18 protein-coding genes and 1 tRNA gene are annotated in these 20479 nt (G+C 68.0%); 8 read left to right on the forward strand and 11 right to left on the reverse strand.

Annotated features, from left to right (window positions below):
* Positions 1 to 4 precede the first annotated feature (4 nt).
* The 3 genes from ettA to AVR91_RS22100 all read right to left on the reverse strand — a co-directional run bounded on the left by ettA (position 5) and on the right by AVR91_RS22100 (position 4434).
* Complete coding sequence (gene ettA / locus AVR91_RS22090; protein WP_007034699.1) at positions 5 to 1681, reverse strand: energy-dependent translational throttle protein EttA; 1677 nt, start codon at positions 1679 to 1681, stop codon at positions 5 to 7.
* Positions 1682 to 1777: 96 nt separating this feature from the next.
* A complete protein-coding gene (locus tag AVR91_RS22095) occupies positions 1778 to 2227 on the reverse strand; it encodes a single-stranded DNA-binding protein (protein ID WP_228708354.1) in 450 nt (149 codons plus the stop codon).
* A gap of 179 nt (positions 2228 to 2406) precedes the next feature.
* Positions 2407 to 4434: a cytochrome c oxidase assembly protein gene (locus tag AVR91_RS22100; RefSeq protein ID WP_063277687.1), complete on the reverse strand. Its 2028-nt coding sequence runs from the start codon at positions 4432 to 4434 to the stop codon at positions 2407 to 2409.
* Positions 4435 to 4476: 42 nt separating this feature from the next.
* On the opposite strand from AVR91_RS22100, the gene AVR91_RS22105 reads away from it, so the two are divergent.
* On the forward strand, positions 4477 to 5115 hold the full coding sequence (locus AVR91_RS22105) for a histidine phosphatase family protein (protein WP_063277688.1): 639 nt from the start codon (positions 4477 to 4479) through the stop codon (positions 5113 to 5115).
* Here AVR91_RS22105 and AVR91_RS22110 read toward each other — a convergent pair.
* Both AVR91_RS22110 and AVR91_RS22115 read right to left on the reverse strand, forming a co-directional pair.
* Positions 5089 to 6222 carry a sensor histidine kinase gene (locus tag AVR91_RS22110; RefSeq protein WP_063277689.1) on the reverse strand — a complete coding sequence of 378 codons (1134 nt, stop codon included), beginning with the start codon at positions 6220 to 6222 and terminating at the stop codon, positions 5089 to 5091. The two genes, AVR91_RS22105 and AVR91_RS22110, sit on opposite strands and share 27 nt — an antisense overlap.
* Before the next feature lie 103 nt (positions 6223 to 6325).
* Positions 6326 to 7504 carry an MFS transporter gene (locus AVR91_RS22115; protein WP_063277690.1) on the reverse strand — a complete coding sequence of 393 codons (1179 nt, stop codon included), beginning with the start codon at positions 7502 to 7504 and terminating at the stop codon, positions 6326 to 6328.
* Between the two features lie 121 nt (positions 7505 to 7625).
* Between AVR91_RS22115 and AVR91_RS22120 the strand changes: the two genes are divergently transcribed.
* From AVR91_RS22120 to AVR91_RS22130, 3 genes are all read left to right on the forward strand, one after another.
* Entirely contained in the window at positions 7626 to 8675 is a 1050-nt protein-coding gene (locus tag AVR91_RS22120) for a LacI family DNA-binding transcriptional regulator (RefSeq protein ID WP_063277691.1), read from the forward strand.
* A 188-nt stretch (positions 8676 to 8863) separates the two neighbouring features.
* Positions 8864 to 9253 carry a peptidase inhibitor family I36 protein gene (locus tag AVR91_RS22125; RefSeq protein ID WP_063277692.1) on the forward strand — a complete coding sequence of 130 codons (390 nt, stop codon included), beginning with the start codon at positions 8864 to 8866 and terminating at the stop codon, positions 9251 to 9253.
* A gap of 242 nt (positions 9254 to 9495) precedes the next feature.
* Positions 9496 to 9569, forward strand: a tRNA-Arg gene (locus AVR91_RS22130).
* Positions 9570 to 9621: 52 nt separating this feature from the next.
* On the opposite strand, the gene AVR91_RS22135 is transcribed toward AVR91_RS22130, so the two are convergent.
* The 4 genes from AVR91_RS22135 to AVR91_RS22150 form a co-directional block, all read right to left on the reverse strand.
* Entirely contained in the window at positions 9622 to 10179 is a 558-nt protein-coding gene (locus AVR91_RS22135) for a tyrosine-type recombinase/integrase (protein ID WP_063277693.1), read from the reverse strand.
* 582 nt (positions 10180 to 10761) lie between these two features.
* Positions 10762 to 11109: a hypothetical protein gene (locus tag AVR91_RS22140; RefSeq protein WP_063277694.1), complete on the reverse strand. Its 348-nt coding sequence runs from the start codon at positions 11107 to 11109 to the stop codon at positions 10762 to 10764.
* Entirely contained in the window at positions 11106 to 11705 is a 600-nt protein-coding gene (locus tag AVR91_RS22145; RefSeq protein WP_083737694.1) for an LppA family lipoprotein, read from the reverse strand. Before AVR91_RS22145 ends, AVR91_RS22140 begins: the two co-directional genes overlap by 4 nt.
* 12 nt (positions 11706 to 11717) lie before the next feature.
* A complete protein-coding gene (locus AVR91_RS22150) occupies positions 11718 to 13412 on the reverse strand; it encodes an alpha/beta hydrolase (RefSeq protein WP_063277696.1) in 1695 nt (564 codons plus the stop codon).
* An 813-nt stretch (positions 13413 to 14225) separates the two neighbouring features.
* On the opposite strand from AVR91_RS22150, the gene AVR91_RS22160 reads away from it, so the two are divergent.
* Positions 14226 to 17090: an nSTAND1 domain-containing NTPase gene (locus AVR91_RS22160; RefSeq protein WP_063277697.1), complete on the forward strand. Its 2865-nt coding sequence runs from the start codon at positions 14226 to 14228 to the stop codon at positions 17088 to 17090.
* A 54-nt stretch (positions 17091 to 17144) separates the two neighbouring features.
* On the opposite strand, the gene AVR91_RS22165 is transcribed toward AVR91_RS22160, so the two are convergent.
* A complete protein-coding gene (locus AVR91_RS22165; RefSeq protein WP_063277698.1) occupies positions 17145 to 17516 on the reverse strand; it encodes a peptidase inhibitor family I36 protein in 372 nt (123 codons plus the stop codon).
* A 160-nt stretch (positions 17517 to 17676) separates the two neighbouring features.
* Between AVR91_RS22165 and AVR91_RS22170 the strand changes: the two genes are divergently transcribed.
* Positions 17677 to 18291: an MFS transporter gene (locus AVR91_RS22170; RefSeq protein ID WP_063277699.1), complete on the forward strand. Its 615-nt coding sequence runs from the start codon at positions 17677 to 17679 to the stop codon at positions 18289 to 18291.
* Positions 18292 to 18294: 3 nt separating this feature from the next.
* On the opposite strand, the gene AVR91_RS22175 is transcribed toward AVR91_RS22170, so the two are convergent.
* A complete protein-coding gene (locus AVR91_RS22175) occupies positions 18295 to 18705 on the reverse strand; it encodes a MarR family transcriptional regulator (protein ID WP_063277700.1) in 411 nt (136 codons plus the stop codon).
* Positions 18706 to 18792: 87 nt separating this feature from the next.
* Between AVR91_RS22175 and AVR91_RS22180 the strand changes: the two genes are divergently transcribed.
* Positions 18793 to 19869 (forward strand): substrate-binding domain-containing protein, encoded by a 1077-nt coding sequence (locus tag AVR91_RS22180; protein WP_267284127.1) that lies wholly within the window; start codon positions 18793 to 18795, stop codon positions 19867 to 19869.
* 84 nt (positions 19870 to 19953) lie between these two features.
* A complete protein-coding gene (locus AVR91_RS22185; protein WP_063277701.1) occupies positions 19954 to 20463 on the forward strand; it encodes an AmiS/UreI family transporter in 510 nt (169 codons plus the stop codon).
* Positions 20464 to 20479 lie beyond the last annotated feature (16 nt).

A 20479-nucleotide genomic window follows, 5' to 3' on the forward strand; every position in this document is an offset into this window, starting at 1 on the left:
GCCCTCAGTCGCGGGTCAGCTTGCGATGGGTGACGCGGTGCGGACGAGCCGCCTCGGCACCGAGACGCTCGACCTTGTTCTTCTCGTAGCCCTCGAAGTTACCTTCGAACCAGAACCATTGCGAGGGGTTCTCGTCCGTGCCTTCCCAGGCGAGGATGTGCGTCGCGACCCGGTCGAGGAACCACCGGTCGTGCGAAATGACCACGGCGCAGCCGGGGAACTGCTCGAGAGCGTTCTCCAGCGAGCCCAGGGTCTCGACGTCCAGGTCGTTCGTCGGCTCGTCGAGCAGGATCAGGTTCCCGCCCTGTTTGAGGGTCAGCGCCAGGTTCAGCCGGTTGCGCTCACCACCGGAGAGCACGCCCGCCGGCTTCTGCTGGTCCGGGCCCTTGAAACCGAACGCGCTGACGTAGGCACGCGAGGGCATTTCGGTCTGCCCGACGTGGATGTAGTCCAGCTTGTCCGAAACCACCTCCCATACCGTCTTCTTCGGGTCGATCCCGCCGCGGTTCTGGTCCACATAGGACAGTTTGACCGTCTCACCGATCTTGACCCGGCCGTCGTCCGGCTCCTCGAGCCCGACGATCGTCTTGAACAGGGTCGTCTTGCCGACACCGTTCGGCCCGATCACGCCGACGATGCCGTTGCGCGGCAGGTCGAACGACAGCCCGTCGATCAGCACACGGTCGTCGAAACCCTTGCGCAGCTTCTCGACCTCGACGACTACGCTGCCCAGCCGGGGCCCCGGCGGGATCTGGATCTCTTCGAAGTCGAGCTTGCGGTGCTTGTCCGCCTCCGCGGCCATCTCCTCGTAGCGGTCGAGCCGGGACCGCGACTTGGTCTGACGCGCCTTGGCGTTGGACCGGACCCATTCGAGCTCGGACTTCAGCCGCTTCGCGAGCTTGGCGTCCTTCTTGCCCTGGACCTCGAGGCGTTCGCGCTTCTTCTCCAGGTACGTCGAGTAGTTGCCCTCGTAGCCGACGACCCGGCCACGGTCGAGCTCCATGATCCACTGTGCGACGTTGTCCAGGAAGTACCGGTCGTGCGTGACGGCGAGGACGGCGCCGGCGTAGTTCGCCAGGAACTGTTCCAGCCACAGCACGCTTTCGGCGTCCAGATGGTTGGTGGGCTCGTCGAGGAGCAGCAGGTCGGGCGCGGACAGGAGGAGCTTGCACAGCGCGACCCGGCGGCGCTCACCACCGGAGAGGTGGGTGACCGGCTCGTCCGGCGGCGGGCAGCGCAGGGCGTCCATCGCCTGCTCGACCGTGGAGTCGATCTCCCAGGCGTCGGCGTGGTCGAGCTCCTCCTGGAGCTTGCCCATTTCCTCCATCAGCTCGTCGCTGTAGTCGGTCGCCATGAGCTCGGCGACCTCGTTGAAGCGGTTGAGCTTGACCTTGATGTCGCCAAGACCCTCTTCGACGTTCTCGCGGACCGTCTTTTCCTCGTTGAGCTCCGGCTCCTGCATGAGGATGCCGACGCTGGCGCCGGGCTGGAGGAAGGCTTCGCCGTTACTGGCCTGCTCGATCCCCGCCATGATCTTCAGAACGGTGGACTTACCCGCGCCGTTCGGCCCCACCACGCCGATCTTGGCGCCGGGGTAGAACGCGGTGCTGACGTCGTCGAGGATGACCTTGTCCCCGACGGTCTTGCGCACCTTCTTCATGGTGTAGATGAACTCGGCCATACAAGCGATCGTAGAGCGAGCCGATCGCGGCCTTGACGGCGGTCACCACCGAGCTACCGACAGTCAGCCCGATATCACTGAACGAGCATCGGCACCTCACGCCACAGGCGCGTCCTCCAGCGCGATGACCATGGGATTCCCCGCGGGCGGCGGTACCGACGGGATCGCCCTCGGCCGATCCCGTCCCATCCGGTGGATCTCCGCCGAGCACCGCGCGAGGTTGGGGCCGATGGAGAAGGCCTCAAGCTCAGGTAGACCCAGAGGTGCCGGGATCTCCTCCGCCGTCTCGGCGCCGCGCAGCCGCCCGGCCACGATCACCGGGTCGCCTTTGCTCAGGCAGGAGAACGCCGCCATCGCCAGCTTGCGCCAGCAGGTGACCTTGACCGCGAGTTGCCGCCCCTCGCCCCACTCCCCTCTTTCCTTGTCGTACCGGCGTTCGACACTCCGCAAGCCGAACGACACGACGTCGTGCCCGTGCACCCGCTCCGGATGGTGGATCGGCTCGCTGGTCAGGTTGCCGATCATGGTCACCCACGTTTCGCCCATCGCCATCACACTCGCCCTTCTCCTCGGCCCGGGACCTTCCCGGTGTTTCCCTTGAGCACAGATTGCCGCGGATCAAGGGCGGGAAAGGGACGCGAACCGGATCTGTGGACAACTCCGGGCGATGTGGGCTTCCTGTGGACAACTCCGGCCGGAGGGCCGAGGGCCGTCGGCGAAGTGTGCTAGGAGCCGGACCCCGGGCCCCGCCCCTGGTCGGCGAGTTTCTTCAGCATCGCGTTGTAGGCGTTCAGATCCGCGTCGCCCGAGGCCTCCTCGCGGCGGTCGCGGCGCCGTGCCTCCCGCTCGTCCTGCCGCGCCCACTGCACCAGCAGCGCGACGAGCACCAGCAGCACCGGCAGCTCACCGGACGCCCACGCGATCCCGCCGCCGAGCCGCTGGTCGGTCAGCAGATCGGTGACCCACGGCAGTTTCAGCCCGCGGTAGAAGTCCTGTCCCAGCACGGTCTGCATGCTCATCAGCGCGATCCCGAAGAACGCGTGGAACGGCATGGCGGCGAACATCATCCCCAGCCGCCCCAGCGGCGGGAGCCGTCGTGGCGCCGGGTCGACCCCGATCACCGGCCAGTAGAAGACGTAGCCGGCGAGCAGGAAGTGCGCGTTCATCGCCAGATGCGCCCAGTGATAGTTCAGCGCGGAGTCGAACAGGCCCGAGAAGTACAGGCCGTAGAACGAACCGACGAACAGCAGCAGCGCGACGATCGGATGCGTCAGGAACCGCGAGAGCGGCGAGTGCACGAACGCGAGCAGCCATTCACGCGGTCCGGGCGGGGCGTCCTTGCCCGCCGTGGGCAACGCGCGCAGGGCGAGCGTCACGGGTCCGCCGAGGACGAACAGCACCGGCGCCACCATGGAGAGCAACATGTGGTTGCCCATGTGCACGCTGAACATCGCGGGCGCGTACCGCCCGATGCCGGACGACGTCGCGATCAGCAGCACGAAGCAACCCGCGAGCCACGCGACAGTCCGGCCGGTGGCCCAGGTGTCGCCGCGACGGCGCAACCGTCGCACCCCGGCGAGGTACAGCCCGGCGAGAACGATCGCGAGCGTCCCGTAGACGAGGTCGAACCGCCAATCCGTCAGCAGCCGGAGCACGGTCGGCGGACCGTAGAGGTCGTAGCCGATCAGCAGTTCCGTGGTCGACGGCTGGGTGAGCGATTCCTGCGGCGGAGGGGTCTTCGCGAGCCCGGTGGCGATGCCGATCGTGATGAACATGATCAGCACCTCGACCGCGGCGAGCCGCAGCAGCTGACCGCCGCCGGCACCGTTCACCAGCCCGGCGACGCCCTTCTGCCGTTGCTGATGCCCGAAGACACCGAGCAGCAGCAACGCGACGATCTTCGCGACCACCAGCAGGCCGTAGTCCGTGGTGAACAGGTCGGCGATCCTGATCCGCACCAGCGCGTTGACGACGCCGGAGACCGCCATCACGATCCAGCAGATCAGTGCCAGCTTGGAGAACCGGGTCGCGGCGAGCTTGAGGTTCTCGCCGCGGCGCCAGCCGAGCGCGAGCAGCGCCACGAGCCCGCCGACCCACAGCGCGGCGGCGACCAGGTGATACAGCAGGCTGTTGGTCGCCATGTCGTGGGAGCCGCCGCTCGCGGAATGCCCCGTGACCGCGACCGGTACGAGGCCGCCGACGGACAGGAAGAAGACCACCGTCGTCCAGCCCCAGGTCAGCGCGAGACGGCAGCCGAGCGCGACCAGCAGCGCGATCAACGCAGTGAACAGCCAGGCCTTGGGCTGTTCGATGGCGTCCACGAGGTCGACCAGCACCTGCGGCGAGAGCACCTCGGTGAACGGGCGACCCGCGCCGTCGGCCGCCGAGAAGAAGATCGACGCGGCGGCGGCGAAGAACCAGACCCACGCGGCGGCGCCCGCGACACGGATGGCCGCGTAGCCGTCGGCCGCGAGCGTGCCGGACTTCTGCGGCGGGACGAGGAACGCGGCGAGCAGCAGCGAACCCACGCACAGCACCGAAGCCGCCTCGGCCAGCACGCGGACGACGGTGATGCCGTAGCGCGTCACCAGGCCCGGGTCCGGGAGTCCGGCGATGACGTAACCGGCGCCACCGGTCAGCGCGACCAGGCCGACGGCCACCACCGCGGCGAGGAGCGCCCCGATCGACACCAGCGGCAGGACACCGGCCTTCCGCGCGGACGGGGCCGGTTTCGTCTCGGGGTCTGAAGGCACGTCACGAGGGTATGCCGGACGCGCAACCGGCAAGATGGCGGCGTGCGGATCATCCTGCTGAGGCACGCCGAGTCGCTCGGCAACGTCGACGAGCTCGCCTACACCCGGATCCCCGACCACGCGCTGCCGCTCACCGAAGCAGGCCGCGAACAGGCCAGGCTGGCGGGCCCGGAGATCGAGGAGATCCTCGACGGGCAGCGGCCGGCGGTCTACGTCAGCCCCTACCTGCGGACGCGGGAAACGTTGCGGCTGATGGACATCCGTGACTCCTGCGAGCGGATCGTGCCGGAGCCGAGACTGCGGGAACAGGACTGGGGCAACCTTCAGGATCCGCAGGACCAGGAGGTCCAGAAGCAACGGCGCCACGAGTTCGGGCACTTCTTCTACCGGCTCCCGTTCGGCGAGTCCGGCGCGGACGTGGACGACCGGGTCGCCGCGTTCCTCAGCGAGCTGGCGTCGTGCGGCGAAGATCACCCCGAAACCGTGCTGGTCGTCTCACACGGGCTGACCATCCGGTTGCTGTGCCGACGGCTGTTCGGCTGGAGCATCGAGCTGTTCGAGTCCCTGTCCAACCCGACGACCTGCGAATACCGGGTCGTCGAGCGGGTGGGCGACAAATGGACGCTGGACCGGCCGTTCCGCCAGTGGCGGGACTCACCCGACGGGGAGACGCAGGACTGATGGAGCGAGGAGGACCACCCTCGTGCCCAGCCCCGGACTGGATTCGATCCGCGCGAAACCGCCGATCTCCGCCATTCGCGCGATGATCGAGTTCTCGAGGCCGAAGCCACGCCGCCGGTCGCCGACGTCGAATCCGGCGCCGTGATCGCGCACCGTCAAGGAGACCCCGCCGCCGATCTCTTCGACGCTGACCACGGCCCGTCTGGTCCCGGAGTGCTTCAACGTGTTCCGCAAGGCCTCCCTGGCCGAGTCGTGCAGTGCCACGGCCGTTTCTTCCGCGAGCTCCGGGGCGCAGTCGTCCTGGATGACGACCTCGGCTCGTAGCCCCTCGGCGGCCATTTCGGCGGCGAGCAGCCGCAGCCGCTGGTGCAGCCCGATCCCTTCGGCGGATTCGTGTTCGAGGCTGATCCGGATGCGCATCGCCTGGGCGCGAGCGGTCCGGCGGACGCGGTCGAGGCTGGCCGCCGGGTCGAGTTCGTCGGCGGGCGCGGGGATCGCGAACGACTCCATCACCTGCAGGACGGTGTCGTGGACGTCGCGGCGATGCCGTTCGCGTTCCGCCGCCCGGCCTTGCTGCTCCCCGAATCCGAGCGCGAACCGCATCGAAGCGCCGACCACGCCGACGATCGCGAGCGATGCCACCAGCGCGGTCGCGAGGGTGAGCAAAAGACCGACCGCCGGGCCGAGGTTCAGCACGGTGTGCAGCAGCACCGCGCCTCCGATGGCCGAGGCACCCGCCAGCGCGCCACGCAACAGGGCGCAGATCATCACCGTGCCCATCAGATGGGTCCAGGTGATCGACGTGATCGCGCCGTCCTGCGTGAACGGCGCGGCCACCAGGACGAACAGGGCGCCGAACCCGGCGTCCACCGCGGGAACCAGCCGCGTCCCGGCCGGAGGGCGGCGGAAGATCCAGGCGGCTTCGGCGACGTTCGGCACCAGGTGGAGCAGCACGAACATCCACAGCACCGACCCGCCGGTGCCCGCCGTCCAGAGCGCCTGCGCCAGCATCACCAGGCGGAACGCCACCGGGACCAAGATGAGCCAGGGCAACGTGGTCCGCACCAGCCGCGCCGGGATCCCGGCGCCCCCTCCGAGCATCAGCACTCTCACGCTGCCCCTCCCCCGGATCAGCCTTCCTGAAATGGCGACAAAGCCGCATTCATTTCAGTTTACGAGCAGTCAGCTTGCCCGGGCTCCGGCGAGGATGTCAACGGGCGACGGGCTCGGCGGCCTCCTCCCGTTTCCCCGCCCGCGCCGCGGCCACCGCGGACGGCACGATCAGCGCGGCGGTCAAACCGACGAACAGGAACGACACCGAAAGCGACGTCACCTGCGCGATCCCTCCGATGAGCGGCGGCCCGGCGAGGAATCCGGTGTAGGCGATCGCCGTGACGAAGGCCAGCTCCCGCTCGCCTCCGGTGCCGTCGGCGCGTTTCCCCGACGCTCCCGCGAGGCTCAACGCGATCGGGAAGGCGGCGGCCAGCCCGGCACCCGCCAGAGCGAAGCCGACGAACCCGAAGACCGGCAGGCTCGCCACCGCGGCCAGCACGAGGCCCGCCGCGGCGATCCCGGCGCCGACCGCCAGCGCACGTGTCGCGCCGAAACGGTTCTGCAGCCAGGCACCCGCGAGCCTGGCGAGTGCCATGGCCAGCGCGAACCCCGAGTAGGCGAAGGCCGCGGCGCCGTCGCCGACCCCGTGCACGGACGTCATCAGCAGGGCGGACCAGTCCGAACTCGCACCCTCCGCGATCGCCGAGAACAACGCGATGGCGGCGAGCAGCCAGAGGACGGGACGTTTGATCGGCGCCACCCGCGGTTTCTCGACGGGTTCGGTGTGCACGGGCCGCGCGCCCGGCACGGCCGTGATGACGAAGGCCAGCACGACCAGCGCGGCCAGCGCGGCGACTGTGAGATGCCGCCCTGGTGACCACTGGTGCGACGCGGCGAATCCGGCGGCGACGGAGCCCGCCAGCGCGCCGAAGCTGAATCCGGCGTGCAGGATCGGCATGATGGCCCGCCCGGACCGGCGTTCCACCTCGACTCCCGCGACGTTCATCGCCACGTCGAGCGCGCCGACACTCGCACCGAGGACGAACAGCGCCCCGGCGAGCAGGGCGACCGACGTCGAGAAGCCGATCATCGGCAACGCGGCGGCGGCGATGATCGTGCTGCCCGCGACCACCGCGCGGGCACCGTGACGTTCGATCAGCCGCCCCGATATCGACGCCGCGATCAGCATGCCGACGCTGGCACCCAGCAGGGCCAGCCCGAAAACCCCCGGTGAGGCGTCCACCCTTTCCGACAACGCCGGCGTCCGCGGCGCCCAGGAGCCGAGCGCGGCCCCGTTGAGCGCGAACACGACGAAAACGGCCGTACGGTCACGCATAGACCCCAGTCTCCTTTCGATTCCTCTTCCCTCAGAATGACTTAAGCGCTTCAGAAAGTCCACCGGCGCAGCCCGGGACTACACTGCGCCGGTGACCAGCACGCGACGGCGAAGGCCGACGTTGGACGATGTCGCCGACGCCGTCGGGGTGTCGCGGGCGACCGTGTCCAACGCCTACAACCGGCCCGATCAGCTGTCCGCCCAGCTGCGGGAAGAGGTGCTTCGCGCGGCCAAGAAGATCGGGTACGCGGGGCCGAACCCGACCGCGCGCAGTCTCGCCACCAGCCGCACCGGCGCGATCGCCGTCCTGCTCGACACGAACCTCTCGACGGCGTTCTCGGATCCCGCGTTGTCGCTCACCCTCGACGCGCTCTCGACCGTCGTCGACCCCGAGGGCCACGCCCTCCTGCTGCTCCCCGGCGACGGCGAGAGCGGCGGGCCGCGCGCGGAGCGGATCCTGACCGCGCAGGCCGACATCGCGGTGGCGTATTCGCTGGCCGACGGCGCGCCGGCACTGAACGCGGTCCGGGACCGGGGGATGCCGCTGGTGGTGATCGACCAGCCGCATATCCGCGGTTCGGCCAGGATCGGCGTCGCGGACCGGGCGGGAGCGGCCGCCGCGGCCCGGCACCTGGTGGAACTCGGGCACCGGCGGATCGGGATCTTCTCCGCGCAGTGCCTCTCGGCGCCCCGCGGCGGGGAATTGAGCGTGACCGAGGCCGGGAACAGCCGATTCCACGACAACCGCGAACGGATGTCCGGTTACCTCCAGACGCTGGCGGAGGCCGGGATCCCGGCGGCGGACGTGCCGATCTGGGAGGCCTCCGGGCTCTCGATCGAAGGAGCGCTGCCGAGCGCTTTCGGCCTGCTCGACCGGCATCCGCGGCCGACGGCGCTGCTGTGCATGTCGGACCTGCTGGCGCTGGCGGCGATCTCGGCGGCCAGACATCTCGGCCTGTCGGTCCCGGGTGATCTTTCGGTCGTGGGCTTCGACGACGTCCCGCCCGCCCGGTGGTCCGAACCACCGCTGACGACCGTTCGGCAGGATCTCGCCGCCAAGGGCCAGGCGGCCGGCGAGCTGGTGCTGGGCCTGTTGCGCGGGGAGAAGGCCCCCGCCCCCGCCGAGATACCCGCCGAGCTGGTCGTCAGGGACTCCACCGCGCCCGCGTAGCAGCCGATTTCGGCGAGCACAAGGCGCTCCCGGCGATATGTGGACAACTCGCCCCGATCGAGCGGCGCACAACTACTTATCCACAGAAGTAGAAATGCGGGCAGACAAAGCCTTCCCCGCGCGCCATCGTGGAATCACACATTCACCGACGGCGAACCAGCCGCCGATTCACGGGGGAGAACCCAGCCATGCAACGACGTTTGACGAACCTGCGCGCCCGCCTCCCGCACGTGCTCCTACTGGCCCTGGCAGGCCTGCTGACCAGCGCCGGAGTCGCCAGTGCAGCCACCGCACCGCCGCAGCCCGACTGCCAGAAGGGCGAGTTCTGCGTATGGGGCGCGGAATCGTACGGCGGCACGGTGCACAAATTCGACCTGCGCACCTCCAATCCCGAGGAATGCATTCCCCTGCCCCAGGACTTCGACGGGCATTCGTTCGTCAACCGGCTGAGCCGTGACGTGACGATTTACCAGAGCGAGGAATGCACGACGGAGGGAGATTTCATCACCTATCCGGGTGGCGGCACCTACGTACCGCAGGGACCGTTCGTGATCCGCGCCCTCAAGATCTGGGACTGACCACCCCGGCGGTTCGCGCCGGTCGCTCGCGGACGAGTCGACTCGCGACCTGCGCGAACCCAGGGGCCGCTCCCCCGAAGCGGCCCCGGCCCGTGAGCGCGTCACCCCGCGTCGTGACGCGCTCACGGGTGTTCCAAAAAACGGTGGGCTCGACCTGAAACGATCTGGCGGTGTCGAACGATCGACAGGTTGGCGACGGCTAAGCTGCCGATGCTGGGCGACACCCAACGTCGCCGACGTCGGCCCTCGTAGCTCAGCTGGATAGAGCAAGAGCCTTCTAATCTCTAGGTCGCAGGTTCAAGTCCTGCCGGGGGCACGCCGCCACGGGGAACCCCCTGGTCACGAGAGTGACCAGGGGGTTCTTCTCCTCATCGCCAGGTCGGCCCATGGTTTTGAGGGCACCCACCGGACAGGTCTTCCAGCGCCAGGCCGGCTTGCGGACCGACCCCGCCGCGCTCCACATACACGTCCTGACTGGTGCTGGGCTTGTCGTGCCCCACGTGGTCGGCGATCTGGCGAGCAGTCAGTCCGGCATCGCGGAGGACGCCGATCAGGTAGTGCCGCCAGTCGTGTGGGTGCAGCCCGGCGAAGAGTGTGCCTTCAACGACGCGGCGGATGTACTCGCGGGTGTTGTCGGCGTCCCTCAGCGTGCCCCTGGAGAAGGGGAACAGCCAAGGTGACTCCCGACTTCGCGTGACGTCATTTGAGGATGCCCATGACCCACCCAGGCGGGCGATGCGTCGCATCCCCGCCGGAGTCTTGATGTGATCTTGAACAATGAGCCCCACCCCCACCCGGATCACCGTGCCGTGGAACCAGATGGCTCGACGGTCAAAGTCCACCAGTGTCCCTGAGTCAAGTGCCAGTAATTCACCAATGCGGCAGCCCAGTCCCGAGAGCGCCTCTTGGGTGTCGACGAGATCCACCGCACCGCACGGCGCGAGTCATGGAACAGTTCGAGGGCCGCGCTCGCTGTGCCCGGGGTGACGAGTCGCTCTTGCCCCTCGGGACGCTCATGGATTCGATCTCGCGGACGGGGGTTGTCGTCGAGTGCGTCGCGACGAACCATCAGTGCGCAGGCCCCAGTCAGCACTGCCCGGCAATGTTTGACTGCGCCACCGCCCTTGTCCTCCCTGGCTACGGTGAATATTTGTCCACAATGGACACGAGCATTTCCTGCTTGGTCCTTGCAACTTTGTCCGCAGTGAAGAAATATTGTCAATACTTGTTCGTATGCAAGCATCGAACAAAACCACCGCTAGAGGTGTTGGCCTTCACTTCCATTGCGAATCGGGCGACCTACGAACAGCGCCGCCGAATTCCTGAAGTTGTTGACGCTGCCCTTAACGGTCTCACTATCACGCCCGCTACTAGCGGCACGTTTACGCTCCTGGACTACCGGATCAACGACACACCCCAACCTCATCGAACGCCACCGAGACTCTGATCTGGACGCTCAAACAGGACTAGCCAACCGCTTCGCCCGACCTGGTGCTTCGACCCAGCCTTCACCCGGAGATGACCAGCCAGTCAATCACCACGATGACCAAGAACACCGCCGCGCCCACAGCGACCCCAAACCACCGTGACCTGCGTCGACGGTCCAGACGCGTGACACACAGCGCGCCGAGAATAATTGCGGCTATCCAGCCGCCCAGCGGAAACCAGAACGCGAAGTTCTGGCCAGTGCTGGTGCACAAGAACGACTCGTCGCCCGGCCGGCACGAGTCGCTGCTCATCGCCCCACCCGCACCGAGCGTGAACGCGACCAGCCCACCTGCGAGCACCAACACCACGCACACCGCCGTCAGGAGCCCGCGGCGCTCTGACGGTTCCGGCGCGTTCAAGAAGCTCACCCTCGCATCGTTCCCGAAGCAGGAGCCCCGCCAGCGCTTTGCTTGGCCGCGGTCGTCAAGTGACAACCAGTCTCGATCGAGATCACGGTGGTCTTGTCCGTCGACAGTGTCACGCTCGCCTGGTACTGGTCTTTCAGTTCGAACTCGAACGCTGGCGGCTTGCTCACCTGCAGTCCTGGCTTGTCGAACCCATGTGCCGCACCGACCTCGGTCACGATGCGCGTCGCCGCCGGCCACTGCTCGCCCGTGACCGGCTTCGGCGCGATCAGGAAGCTCAGGAACATCCGGACCGCGTCCCGGCTGTCCACGCCGGGGAAATCGTTCGCACACCCCGATTGGCGCCCATCCTGCTTGTCGACCCAGCCAGTCACTCCCAGCTCCGCAGAGAGTCTGGCTTGCAGGGCATGGCGGAGCCTGTCGTAGTGCGCGACAGCCTCATCGATCGACGGCCTACGGGAAAGCTCTGCATACTGATCCTGACTGGGCATCGACTTCTCCGACGACGGTGTTCCAACGTACTGCCCGCTATCACTGCACGCCGCCACCAGCAGCAGGCCCGCGGCCATGATCACGGCAAAAGACGTTCGGCTCGGCATGAAATAGTCTTCCTAGCGTGCGGCGACAGCCAGCTGCGGCATACCCGCAACGACAGCGGCGATGTTGTGCTTGCTGGTCGAATCAGCCCCACCGGGCATGGTCTTGGTGTACTCGCTGTGCCCCTGCGACGCAGCCAGCGGAGCGCCATCAGCGCCCACCGCGGCATCAGCGGACAGCTGGTTCATGCCCTCCATCGCATACGGCGCCCGGCCATACCGCCACGTCTCCGGGACATACTGGGCGACCGCGTCACCCTCGGCCTTGATGTTGTAAGCATGCCCCTCCGGGACCTTCAGATCATGGGCAGTGTTGTCAGTCCCGAAATTGTTCGCAACCCCCGGGCTGCCGAACACCACCGCATCATCCACCCCAGTACCAGCGTGGGTGAGGCTGATCCCAGTCACGATCGACCCTTGCGAATGCCCCAACGCGGTCAAATGCGGATCAGTCGGGCGGGAGGCGTTGATGCCCTGATCGAACTTCGCCAGTTTGTCCGCGCCGACATCCACATTCTCTGCGGTCGCCAGCCCCATCAACGAGGCCGGATCATCGAACGTGGAGGGTTCGTAGCCGATCCAGGTGACCGTCGCCACCGAACCCCCGCCCTGGGTGGCGAGTATCCGCTCGGCGCTACGCGCGACACCATCCATGTCATCAACGTATCCGCGCATGTTCCCGTCCACCGTGGAGTTCATCCCGGGCGTGAACACCGCGACGTGCTCGGCGGTGTCGACATCACCGTTCGCGATCGCGGCCTTCGGATGGTCACCGGTCAGGTCCAGCGACATCAGCTGCCGATTCGGGTTCAGGCTGCCGTCCCGGTTGTGCATCATCCCGGTGATCGAATCGATCGCCTTCACCCGCTCCTCCAGGCGTGCGATCTCATCGGAATCGCCGTCCTCTCGACGCAGCCGCTCCAGCTCGGCGGTGAAACCGCGTTTCTGCTGCTCGAGCAGGTTCAGGTTCGCGCTGCTGCGATCAGCGGCCTTCACACCGTCCCGATTACCGACCCAATCCGGGTGCTGCGCGATCAACTGCTTGCGCTGAGCCTCGGACAAGGCTGCCCACCACGCGGCGTTGGTCGACGGATCCGCACCCACCGGCGGTGGAGCCAATACCGACAAAGCGCCGTTCACCGCCCCCGAGTTGCCGGCCGCGGCCAAGCTGGTGTTCTCATTGTCGTTCGCCGTCGCGTCGATGACGTTCCCGGCTTCGATCCGCCCCAGCACCGCACACAAGTCGTCATCGATGTCGGTGGCCTGCCGCAAGACCTGCTCGACCCGGCCTTTCAGCTCCTCAGCGAGCCGGGCGCGTTCCTCCGCGACCAGCTGCGTCTGCTCCGGCGGTACGTTCGGCACCCCGTTGTCGACGACCGCGCCATCCGCTGCGATGGTGAAGTGGTTGCCCGAGGCGATCGCTTCCGCTTCCCGCACCCCGTTCTGCACACCGGTGATCGCGTCCCCGGTGTCACCGGCCGCTCTGCGGAGCGCCGCGACGTCCGCGGCATACTCCTCGAGGCCATCGATGATCTGGTTGACCTCGGCCGCCGCCGCGCCGGCCGCGTCACCATGCCAGCCCTCAGGTGTGTTGATGTCGCGCAGATCATCCGAGCACGCCACCAGCTTGTTGTAGGCGGCATTGATCGCTCCGACAGCCTCCTGCAGCACCGCCGGATTCCAGTGCTTGGCCTCACCCCACGTCACCATCAGCTGGCCTTCACCGGCCCTGGCACGGGCACCGTGATGTCCGCCGCCGCTGCCGCTTCCCGACCCGAATACAAGTCCGCGGCCTTCGTCATGTTTCCCGCGTGGGTATCGAGGCGTGCTTCGAAGCTCGCCTGCCGAGACACCAGCACATGCTTGACCCGAGCCATCGCCAGCGCTGCCCGCTACCCCGGCATGCCAAGATCACCCGTCGGCACGGCGGCCGGACAACCAGCGCTCCGTAACCCGTCGACGACCCGACCGGCAGCCTGACCGGTGCCGCGGATCTTGTCGACCACCACCTGATAGCCCGTCACAAACGCCTCCCCGTCGTCGGTAACCAACGGTCACCCTACGACAGCGACGCGTACCCATTCAACCCGTCACACCACCTGTGAACAGCTAAAACAATGTTTCGAGGCGATCTACCCACACGCACGTAAGTAGGACTACTCAATCCGGAGCATCGGCCGCTCGATCGCCGGAATCCGAAGGTTTCTCGCTGTGCCGTCGGCCCGCCTTCTTGGCAATTGCTCGCATAAGGCCACATTCGGTCTTTCGTTCACCCGCGACCGGCCCCGAGGTCTGGTGGGGCTCGGGGCCGGTCGCTTCCGCTGCCCGGCGGAACCGGTGGTCACGCCAGGCGATCCCTTGTCATTTCAGGTCAGTAGTCACGTCCTGCGGTCATGCCGGTTACCTCCTCTCTTTCGAGGGCCCCCTCGACGACGAGATTTACGGCAAACGGGTTGTCCGAGCCCGATCCTCGGACGCTGATCAACGATCTCTGAACAATGCTGGCCGGGGATGGAGGGGAATATGCCGAGGCCAGAACGCCCACTAGACGGTGAGAACACGGCACTGACACGGTTCGCCGCGGACCTGCGGACACTGCGGGAGGCGGCGGGAAGACCGACGTACCGACAACTGAGCGCTCGCGCCCACTACTCGACCGCTTCGCTGTCCGAGGCCGCGGCCGGCCGGAAACTGCCCAGCCTGGCGGTGACGCTCGCGTTCGTCGACGCCTGCGGTGGCGACCGAGCGGCCTGGGAATCCCGCTGGAGCGCCTTGGCGGCGGAGCTCCACACGCCGTCCCCGATGGACGGCCCCAACGACACGGCCAGCCCGTACGCGGGCCTCACGTGCTTCGAAATCGAGGACGTGGAACGCTTCTTCGGACGGGACGACGAGGTCACCGATCTGATGAAACGGCTCCGAGAGCAACGTTTCCTCGGTGTGTTCGGCGCCTCCGGGGCGGGCAAATCGTCGGTACTCCGCGCCGGGCTGGCCGCCCGGATCCGGGAGGAGACACCGGACCGGCCGGTGGCGGTCCTGACCCCAGGCCCGCATCCGATCGAGGAATGCGCTGTGTACCTGGCGAAGCTGACCGGCGGCCCGGTCGCGGCGATCCGGGACGAACTGGCGGCCGAGCCGCGGAACCTGCATCTGCGGATCCGGCAGACGATGGCCGAGCTCGGCGATGAGGTGGAGCTGCTTCTCATCGTCGACCAGTTCGAAGAGGTCTTCTCGTCGTGTTCCGATCCGGGTGAGCGCGAGTGGTTCATCGAGGCGCTGTTGATCGCGGCGGGCACCGCGACGAGCCGGGCGCGGGTCGTGCTCGGGGTCCGCGCGGACTTCTTCGGCCACTTGGGGCAGTATCCGCGCCTGGTGGCCGCGCTTCGCGACGCCCAGGTGCTGATCGGCTCGATGAGCGCCGACGCGCTGAGGGAAGTCGTCATCCGCCCGGCCGCGGCGGTGAACTGCACGGTGGAAACCGCTTTGGTGACCCGGCTGGTCGCCGAGGCGGCCGGGCATCCAGGCACCCTTCCGCTGCTGTCGCACGCGTTGCGGGAAACCTGGCGGCATCGCGGCGGGATGGCTTTGACGCTGGCGGGCTACGACCGGACGGGCGGTATCCGACACGCGCTTTCCCGCACCGCGGAAGAGGTCTACACCGGCCTCGACCCGGATCGGCGTACGGCGGCCAGGAACCTGTTCCTCCGGCTGACCGCTACGGAGGACGGCGTCACGGACACCCGGCGGCGGGTGTCGCTGCGCGAGCTGGGCGACGACGCCGTCACCGCCGACGTGATCGACCGGCTCGCCCGGGCCCGCCTGCTGACCGTGGACAAGGACAGTGTCGAGCTGGCACACGAAGCGCTCATCCGGCATTGGCCCCGGCTGCGCGACTGGCTCACCGAAGACCGCGACGGGCTCCGTGTCCATCGCCAGCTCACCACCGCCACGGACACCTGGGAAGCGCTCGGAAAGGACGAAAGCACGCTGTACCGGGGTATGCGACTCGCGCTCGCGCTGGAATGGGCGGAGCGATACGAGACCGCGATGTCCCCGCGCGAGCGGCGTTTCCTGCAGGCCAGCAAATCCATCGAAATCAAATGCGGCCGGCGGCTGCGGCAGCTGGTGGGCGTCCTCAGCGTCCTGGTCCTGCTGGCCGTCACCACGACGGTCTTCGCCGTACGCGCCCAGCAGACGGCCACCGGGCAGCGCAACGCGAGCCAGGCCCAAGTCGTCGCGAGCCAGGCGATCGCGCTCTACCCTGCCGACCCGGATCTGGCCGTCCAGCTCAGCCTGTCCGCACACAGACTGGCTCCGACCACCCACACGCGCGAAGCCCTGCACAGCACCTTGCCACTCGCGGTGATCAGTCATCCCACCGAAATCCTTTCGGTGGCCTACAGCCCGGACGGCCGCACCCTGGCGACCGCGAACCACGACGGCAGCATCCGGCTGTGGGACCTCGCCGATCCCCGAAAACCCGTCGTGATCGGCGTTTTGACCGGCCACACCTCGGAGATCAACTCGGTGGCCTTCAGCCCGGACGGGCGGACCCTCGCCTCCGGTGCCTTCGATCGCACGGTACGGCTCTGGAACGTCACTGAAGTCCGGCGGCCGCTGGCGACGGCGACCCTCACCGGTCACACCGAGGCGGTCAAGTCGGTGGCCTTCAGTCCCGACGGCCGCAGGCTGGTCTCGTCGAGCATGGACCATCGTGCCCGGCTGTGGGACGTCGCGGACCCTGCGAAACCCACGGAGCTGGGCACCCTCGACGCGGACGCGGAAGCTTTGTTCAGCGCGAAATTCAGCGGCGACGGACACACCCTCTCCACCGGGGGCGACGACAGCACCGTCCGGCTGTGGAACGTCACCGATCCCCGGAAGCCCGTGTTGTCGTCCACCCTCACCGGGCACAGTCAGATGGTGCTGGCGATCGCCATGAGCCCGGACGGCCACACGCTCGCCTCCGCCGGCGACGATCAGACCGTGCGGCTGTGGGACATCGCCGAGCCCGCCCGGCCGCGGCCGCTGGCCACGCTCACCGGCCACGCCGACGGCGTGTACGCGGTGGCGTTCAGTTCGGACGGCCGCACGCTGGCTTCCGCCGGCGACGATCGGACCGTCCGCTTGTGGGATGTGACCGATACCCGCCGTCCGGCGGGACCGGTCACCCTCAGCAGTCACACCGACGCCGTCGAATCGGTGGCGTTCAGCCCCGACGGCCGCACCCTCGCCACCGCCAGCTGGGACAACACGACCCGGTTGCTCGACACGAATGTCGCCCAGGACGGCGCCCGCGCCTGCGAGCACGTGCGCAGGCAGATCACCGAAGAGGAGTGGAACCGCTACTTCCCCGATCTCGACTACGCGCCTCCGTGCACGTCGTGAAGACCCCGTGGCGGCCGTCGCACTCCGGCGACGAAGTGCGACGGCCGCGCGGACTCAGCAGATCCGGATCGAGCTGTACGCGTCGTTGTGCGGGAACCAGCCTCGCGTCCCTGGCCTGGACACGTACATCGCTCCCTTGTAGTAGGCCTCGGTGTAGAAGCAGAAGGAGTTCCCGCGGTTGTTGTTGAACCCGGAACTGATCTGGTCGTTCATGCTGCCGTTCCCGAATTTGCTCAGGTCGGGGATGGCGTTGATGAGCGCGACCCTGGGGCCGTCTCCGCCGGGCCAGGCCCACGCACACATGTAATCGGGCGGGCACTCCCAGGCCTCTTCCGCCGCCTGCGCCGGCCCTGCTCCCATCACCATGGCCCCCACGGCCGCGGCCGCTACGGCGAGCGAAGTGGCTTTGCGGATCTTCGGTGCCATCTGTCTCCCTTCCGGCGGTGCGGGTCACCGCGTCGCCATCGAGATCTACGGCAACGGAGTTGTCCACGGCCGAGGCCGGGACGCTGATCAACAACCTCCGAACAACGAGGATTCCCGCGAAGTCGTCCAACCGTGGCGCCGGGCGCTATAGGTTGTGCGAATGTACGTGCCGACCCCGACACAGCACGACCCACGTCCGACCGGGCAGCCGTGGTGGCTCGTCATCGGGCCCGGGTTCGCCGCGCTCATCGGACTGTTCCTGCTCACCGTGATCTACCGCTTCGACGGCGAGTCTCCCCTGCGGATCGATCTCGGCATGTCCAGCCAAGCGCTACTGCTGAACGGTCTCGTCTCGTATCTCGTCGCGGCCGCGATCGCCTTCCCCGCGGGCCTGCTGCTCAGCGCGCGCTTCCCGACGTCGGTGACCGTGCCCGCGCTCGTCTTGATGCTCATGGGCGTCCTCTTGGTCGCCTTCGTCCCGGGCAGCGGCCTGCTCCTGGTCGGCCGGGTGCTGAACGGGCTCGGTGCGGGCGCCGTTCTCGGGGTGACCGTCGCGCTGATCCGACGGCTCCGGACCGGTCGCGGCATCGCGGCCGGAGTGGCGGCCGGACTCGGTGTGCTCGCCTTGGCCATCGCGCCGGTCCTCGGCGGGCTGCTCTCAGACGCGACGGGCTTCCGGGTGGTGTTCGTGGTGGCCGCGTTGTTCGTGTTCGTGGCACTCGTCGTCGCCGGGGTCATCGGCATCGTCACGCTGGCCAAGCCGAAGCACGCCTGACCTTCAGTCGCCGAGCGTCCGCAACACCGCGAGCACGTCGTCCGGCACGTCGAGGCCGGCTTCCACTTCCGCCACCTTCGCGGCCACGCGGCGGTACGTCGCGCGGCCACGGGCGCTCAGGTGCACGAGCACGCGACGTCTGTCCGCGGTGTCGACCTCGCGATAGGCCTGCGCGGTGGTGACCAGCTTGTCCACCACCCTGGTCAGCGTCGGGGCGGTGGCGAGCGTCCGGTCGGCGAGGTCGGCCATGGCGAGTCCGCCCTTGCCGCTCAGCGCGTCCAGCACGAGCCACTGGTCCAGGGTGAGGCCTTCCTTGGCCAGCACCTGCTCGACCCTGGCGGCGACGGCACGGGCGGCGCGGGTGAGCGAGCCGGTGAGCGACGTCCCGCCGACCGTGACGCCGCGTGTCCCCATATCCCGTCCCCTTGCCAAAACCGGACACCCTCGCAATACTTCCAGGTGAAAGCACTTTGACCTTACCGGGCCACCGCACGGAGCGCCATGCCCCTACGCCTCGCCACCCGGCCCCGCGACGACACCTGGCGTGTGGCCATGGTGGTCCCGTTGCAGGGGCCCGCCGGGCTGTTCGGTCCGTCGTGCGAGGCGATCACCGAGCTGGCCGTCCACGAGCTCAACGAATCCGGCGGCATTCTCGGCCGCCAGGTCGAGGCCGAGGTGGTCGACGGCGGCGGCACCCCTGCGCAGGTGGCAGGCGACCTGCGACGGCTCGTCGACAGCGGGCGGGTCGACGCGGTGAGCGGCTGGCACATCTCGTCGATCCGCCACGCGCTCGCGCCGGTCGTGGCCGACAAGATCCCGTACGTGTACACGTCGCTCTACGAAGGCGGCGAGCGCCGCTCGGGCATCTTCTGCACGGGCGAGACACCGCGCTGCCAGATCGAACCGGCGCTGCGCTGGCTGCGCGACCACCTCGGCACCCGGCGCTGGTTCGTCGTCGGCGATGACTACGTCTGGCCGCACCGTTCGACCCGCGCGATCCGGCAGTACGCCAAGGATCTCGATCTGCGCATCACCGGCGAGGCGTTCGTCGGGCTCGGCACCGGTGATATGTCCACAGTGGTCCGTCAGATCGAACAGTCCACAAGCGACGGTGTGCTCATGTTGCTGGTCGGGCAGGACGCGGTGCGGTTCAACCGCGCCTTCGCCGCGCACGGGCTCAGCGACCGGCTGGTCCGGTTCAGCCCGCTGATGGAGGAGAACATGCTCCTGGCGAGCGGCGCGAACGCCACCGGCAACCTCTACGTCTCCGCCGCCTACTTCCGTTCCATGGTCACCGCCGACGCGATGGACCTGCTCGGCCGTTACGTCGACCGCAACGGCCCCGGCGCCCCAGCGCTCAACAACGCCGCCGAATCCTGTTACGAGGGGCTGCATACGCTCGCGGAACTGGTCCGCCGGGCGGGGACGCCGGAGCTTCCCGCGCTCAACGCGGCGATCGACGGCGTCGCCTATCACGGCCCTCGCGGCACGATCGAATTCCGCGGGCAGCAGGCCGATCAGCACGTCCATCTCGCGGTCGCCGACGGTTACGACTTCGAAGTCCTCACCCGGCTCTGAGAAAGCACCTCTTGACGCACCCCGGCTCACCACATACTTTCATTTGAAATTATTCCACGTGACATCGATTACGCGGAGGTGAGCATGGGCAGCGTGGGCTTGCTCTACGTCGGCGCCGCTCTGATGATCAACGGCCTGATGCTGCTCGGCCGGATACCGCCGCGGTCGGCGGCGGTGCTGAACCTGTTCGTCGGCGCGCTCCAGTGCGTCACCCCGACCGTGCTGATCGTGCAGGCGGGCGGCGACCGGGACGCGATCCTCGCCGCGTCCGGCCTGTACCTGTTCGGTTTCACCTACCTGTACGTCGGCATCGCGAACCTCGCGGACCTGACGCCCGAAGGCATCGGCTGGTTCTCGCTCTTCGTGGCGGGTGCCGCCGTGGTGTACGCGGGAATCGCCTTCTGGCACGACGGCGATCCGGTGTTCGGCGTCATCTGGTTGTCCTGGGCGCTGTTGTGGACGTTGTTCTTCCTGGTTCTCGGCCTCGGAAAGGAGCGTCTGACGCGGTTCACCGGCTGGACCGCCCTGCTGCTCAGCCAGCCCACGTGCACGGTGCCCGCCTTCCTCGGCCTCACCGGCGTTTACCCGTCCTGAAAAACCGTTCGGAGAA

Source organism: Amycolatopsis keratiniphila subsp. keratiniphila, assembly GCF_001620365.2.
Lineage (GTDB): Bacteria > Actinomycetota > Actinomycetes > Mycobacteriales > Pseudonocardiaceae > Amycolatopsis > Amycolatopsis keratiniphila.

What these genes read in the sequence shown, in the direction of transcription:
- AVR91_RS22175 (WP_063277700.1), bottom strand. Translation starts at nt 18,705, where the DNA reads ATGGGGACACGCGGCGTCACGGTCGGCGGGACGTCGCTCACCGGCTCG.
- AVR91_RS22185 (WP_063277701.1), top strand. Translation starts at nt 19,954, where the DNA reads ATGGGCAGCGTGGGCTTGCTCTACGTCGGCGCCGCTCTGATGATCAAC.
- AVR91_RS22095 (WP_228708354.1), bottom strand. Translation starts at nt 2,227, where the DNA reads ATGGGCGAAACGTGGGTGACCATGATCGGCAACCTGACCAGCGAGCCG.
- AVR91_RS22125 (WP_063277692.1), top strand. Translation starts at nt 8,864, where the DNA reads ATGCAACGACGTTTGACGAACCTGCGCGCCCGCCTCCCGCACGTGCTC.
- AVR91_RS22170 (WP_063277699.1), top strand. Translation starts at nt 17,677, where the DNA reads ATGTACGTGCCGACCCCGACACAGCACGACCCACGTCCGACCGGGCAG.
- AVR91_RS22180 (WP_267284127.1), top strand. Translation starts at nt 18,793, where the DNA reads ATGCCCCTACGCCTCGCCACCCGGCCCCGCGACGACACCTGGCGTGTG.
- AVR91_RS22115 (WP_063277690.1), bottom strand. Translation starts at nt 7,504, where the DNA reads ATGCGTGACCGTACGGCCGTTTTCGTCGTGTTCGCGCTCAACGGGGCC.
- AVR91_RS22160 (WP_063277697.1), top strand. Translation starts at nt 14,226, where the DNA reads ATGCCGAGGCCAGAACGCCCACTAGACGGTGAGAACACGGCACTGACA.
- AVR91_RS22150 (WP_063277696.1), bottom strand. Translation starts at nt 13,412, where the DNA reads ATGGTGACGTGGGGTGAGGCCAAGCACTGGAATCCGGCGGTGCTGCAG.
- AVR91_RS22145 (WP_083737694.1), bottom strand. Translation starts at nt 11,705, where the DNA reads ATGCCGAGCCGAACGTCTTTTGCCGTGATCATGGCCGCGGGCCTGCTG.
- ettA (WP_007034699.1), bottom strand. Translation starts at nt 1,681, where the DNA reads ATGGCCGAGTTCATCTACACCATGAAGAAGGTGCGCAAGACCGTCGGG.
- AVR91_RS22165 (WP_063277698.1), bottom strand. Translation starts at nt 17,516, where the DNA reads ATGGCACCGAAGATCCGCAAAGCCACTTCGCTCGCCGTAGCGGCCGCG.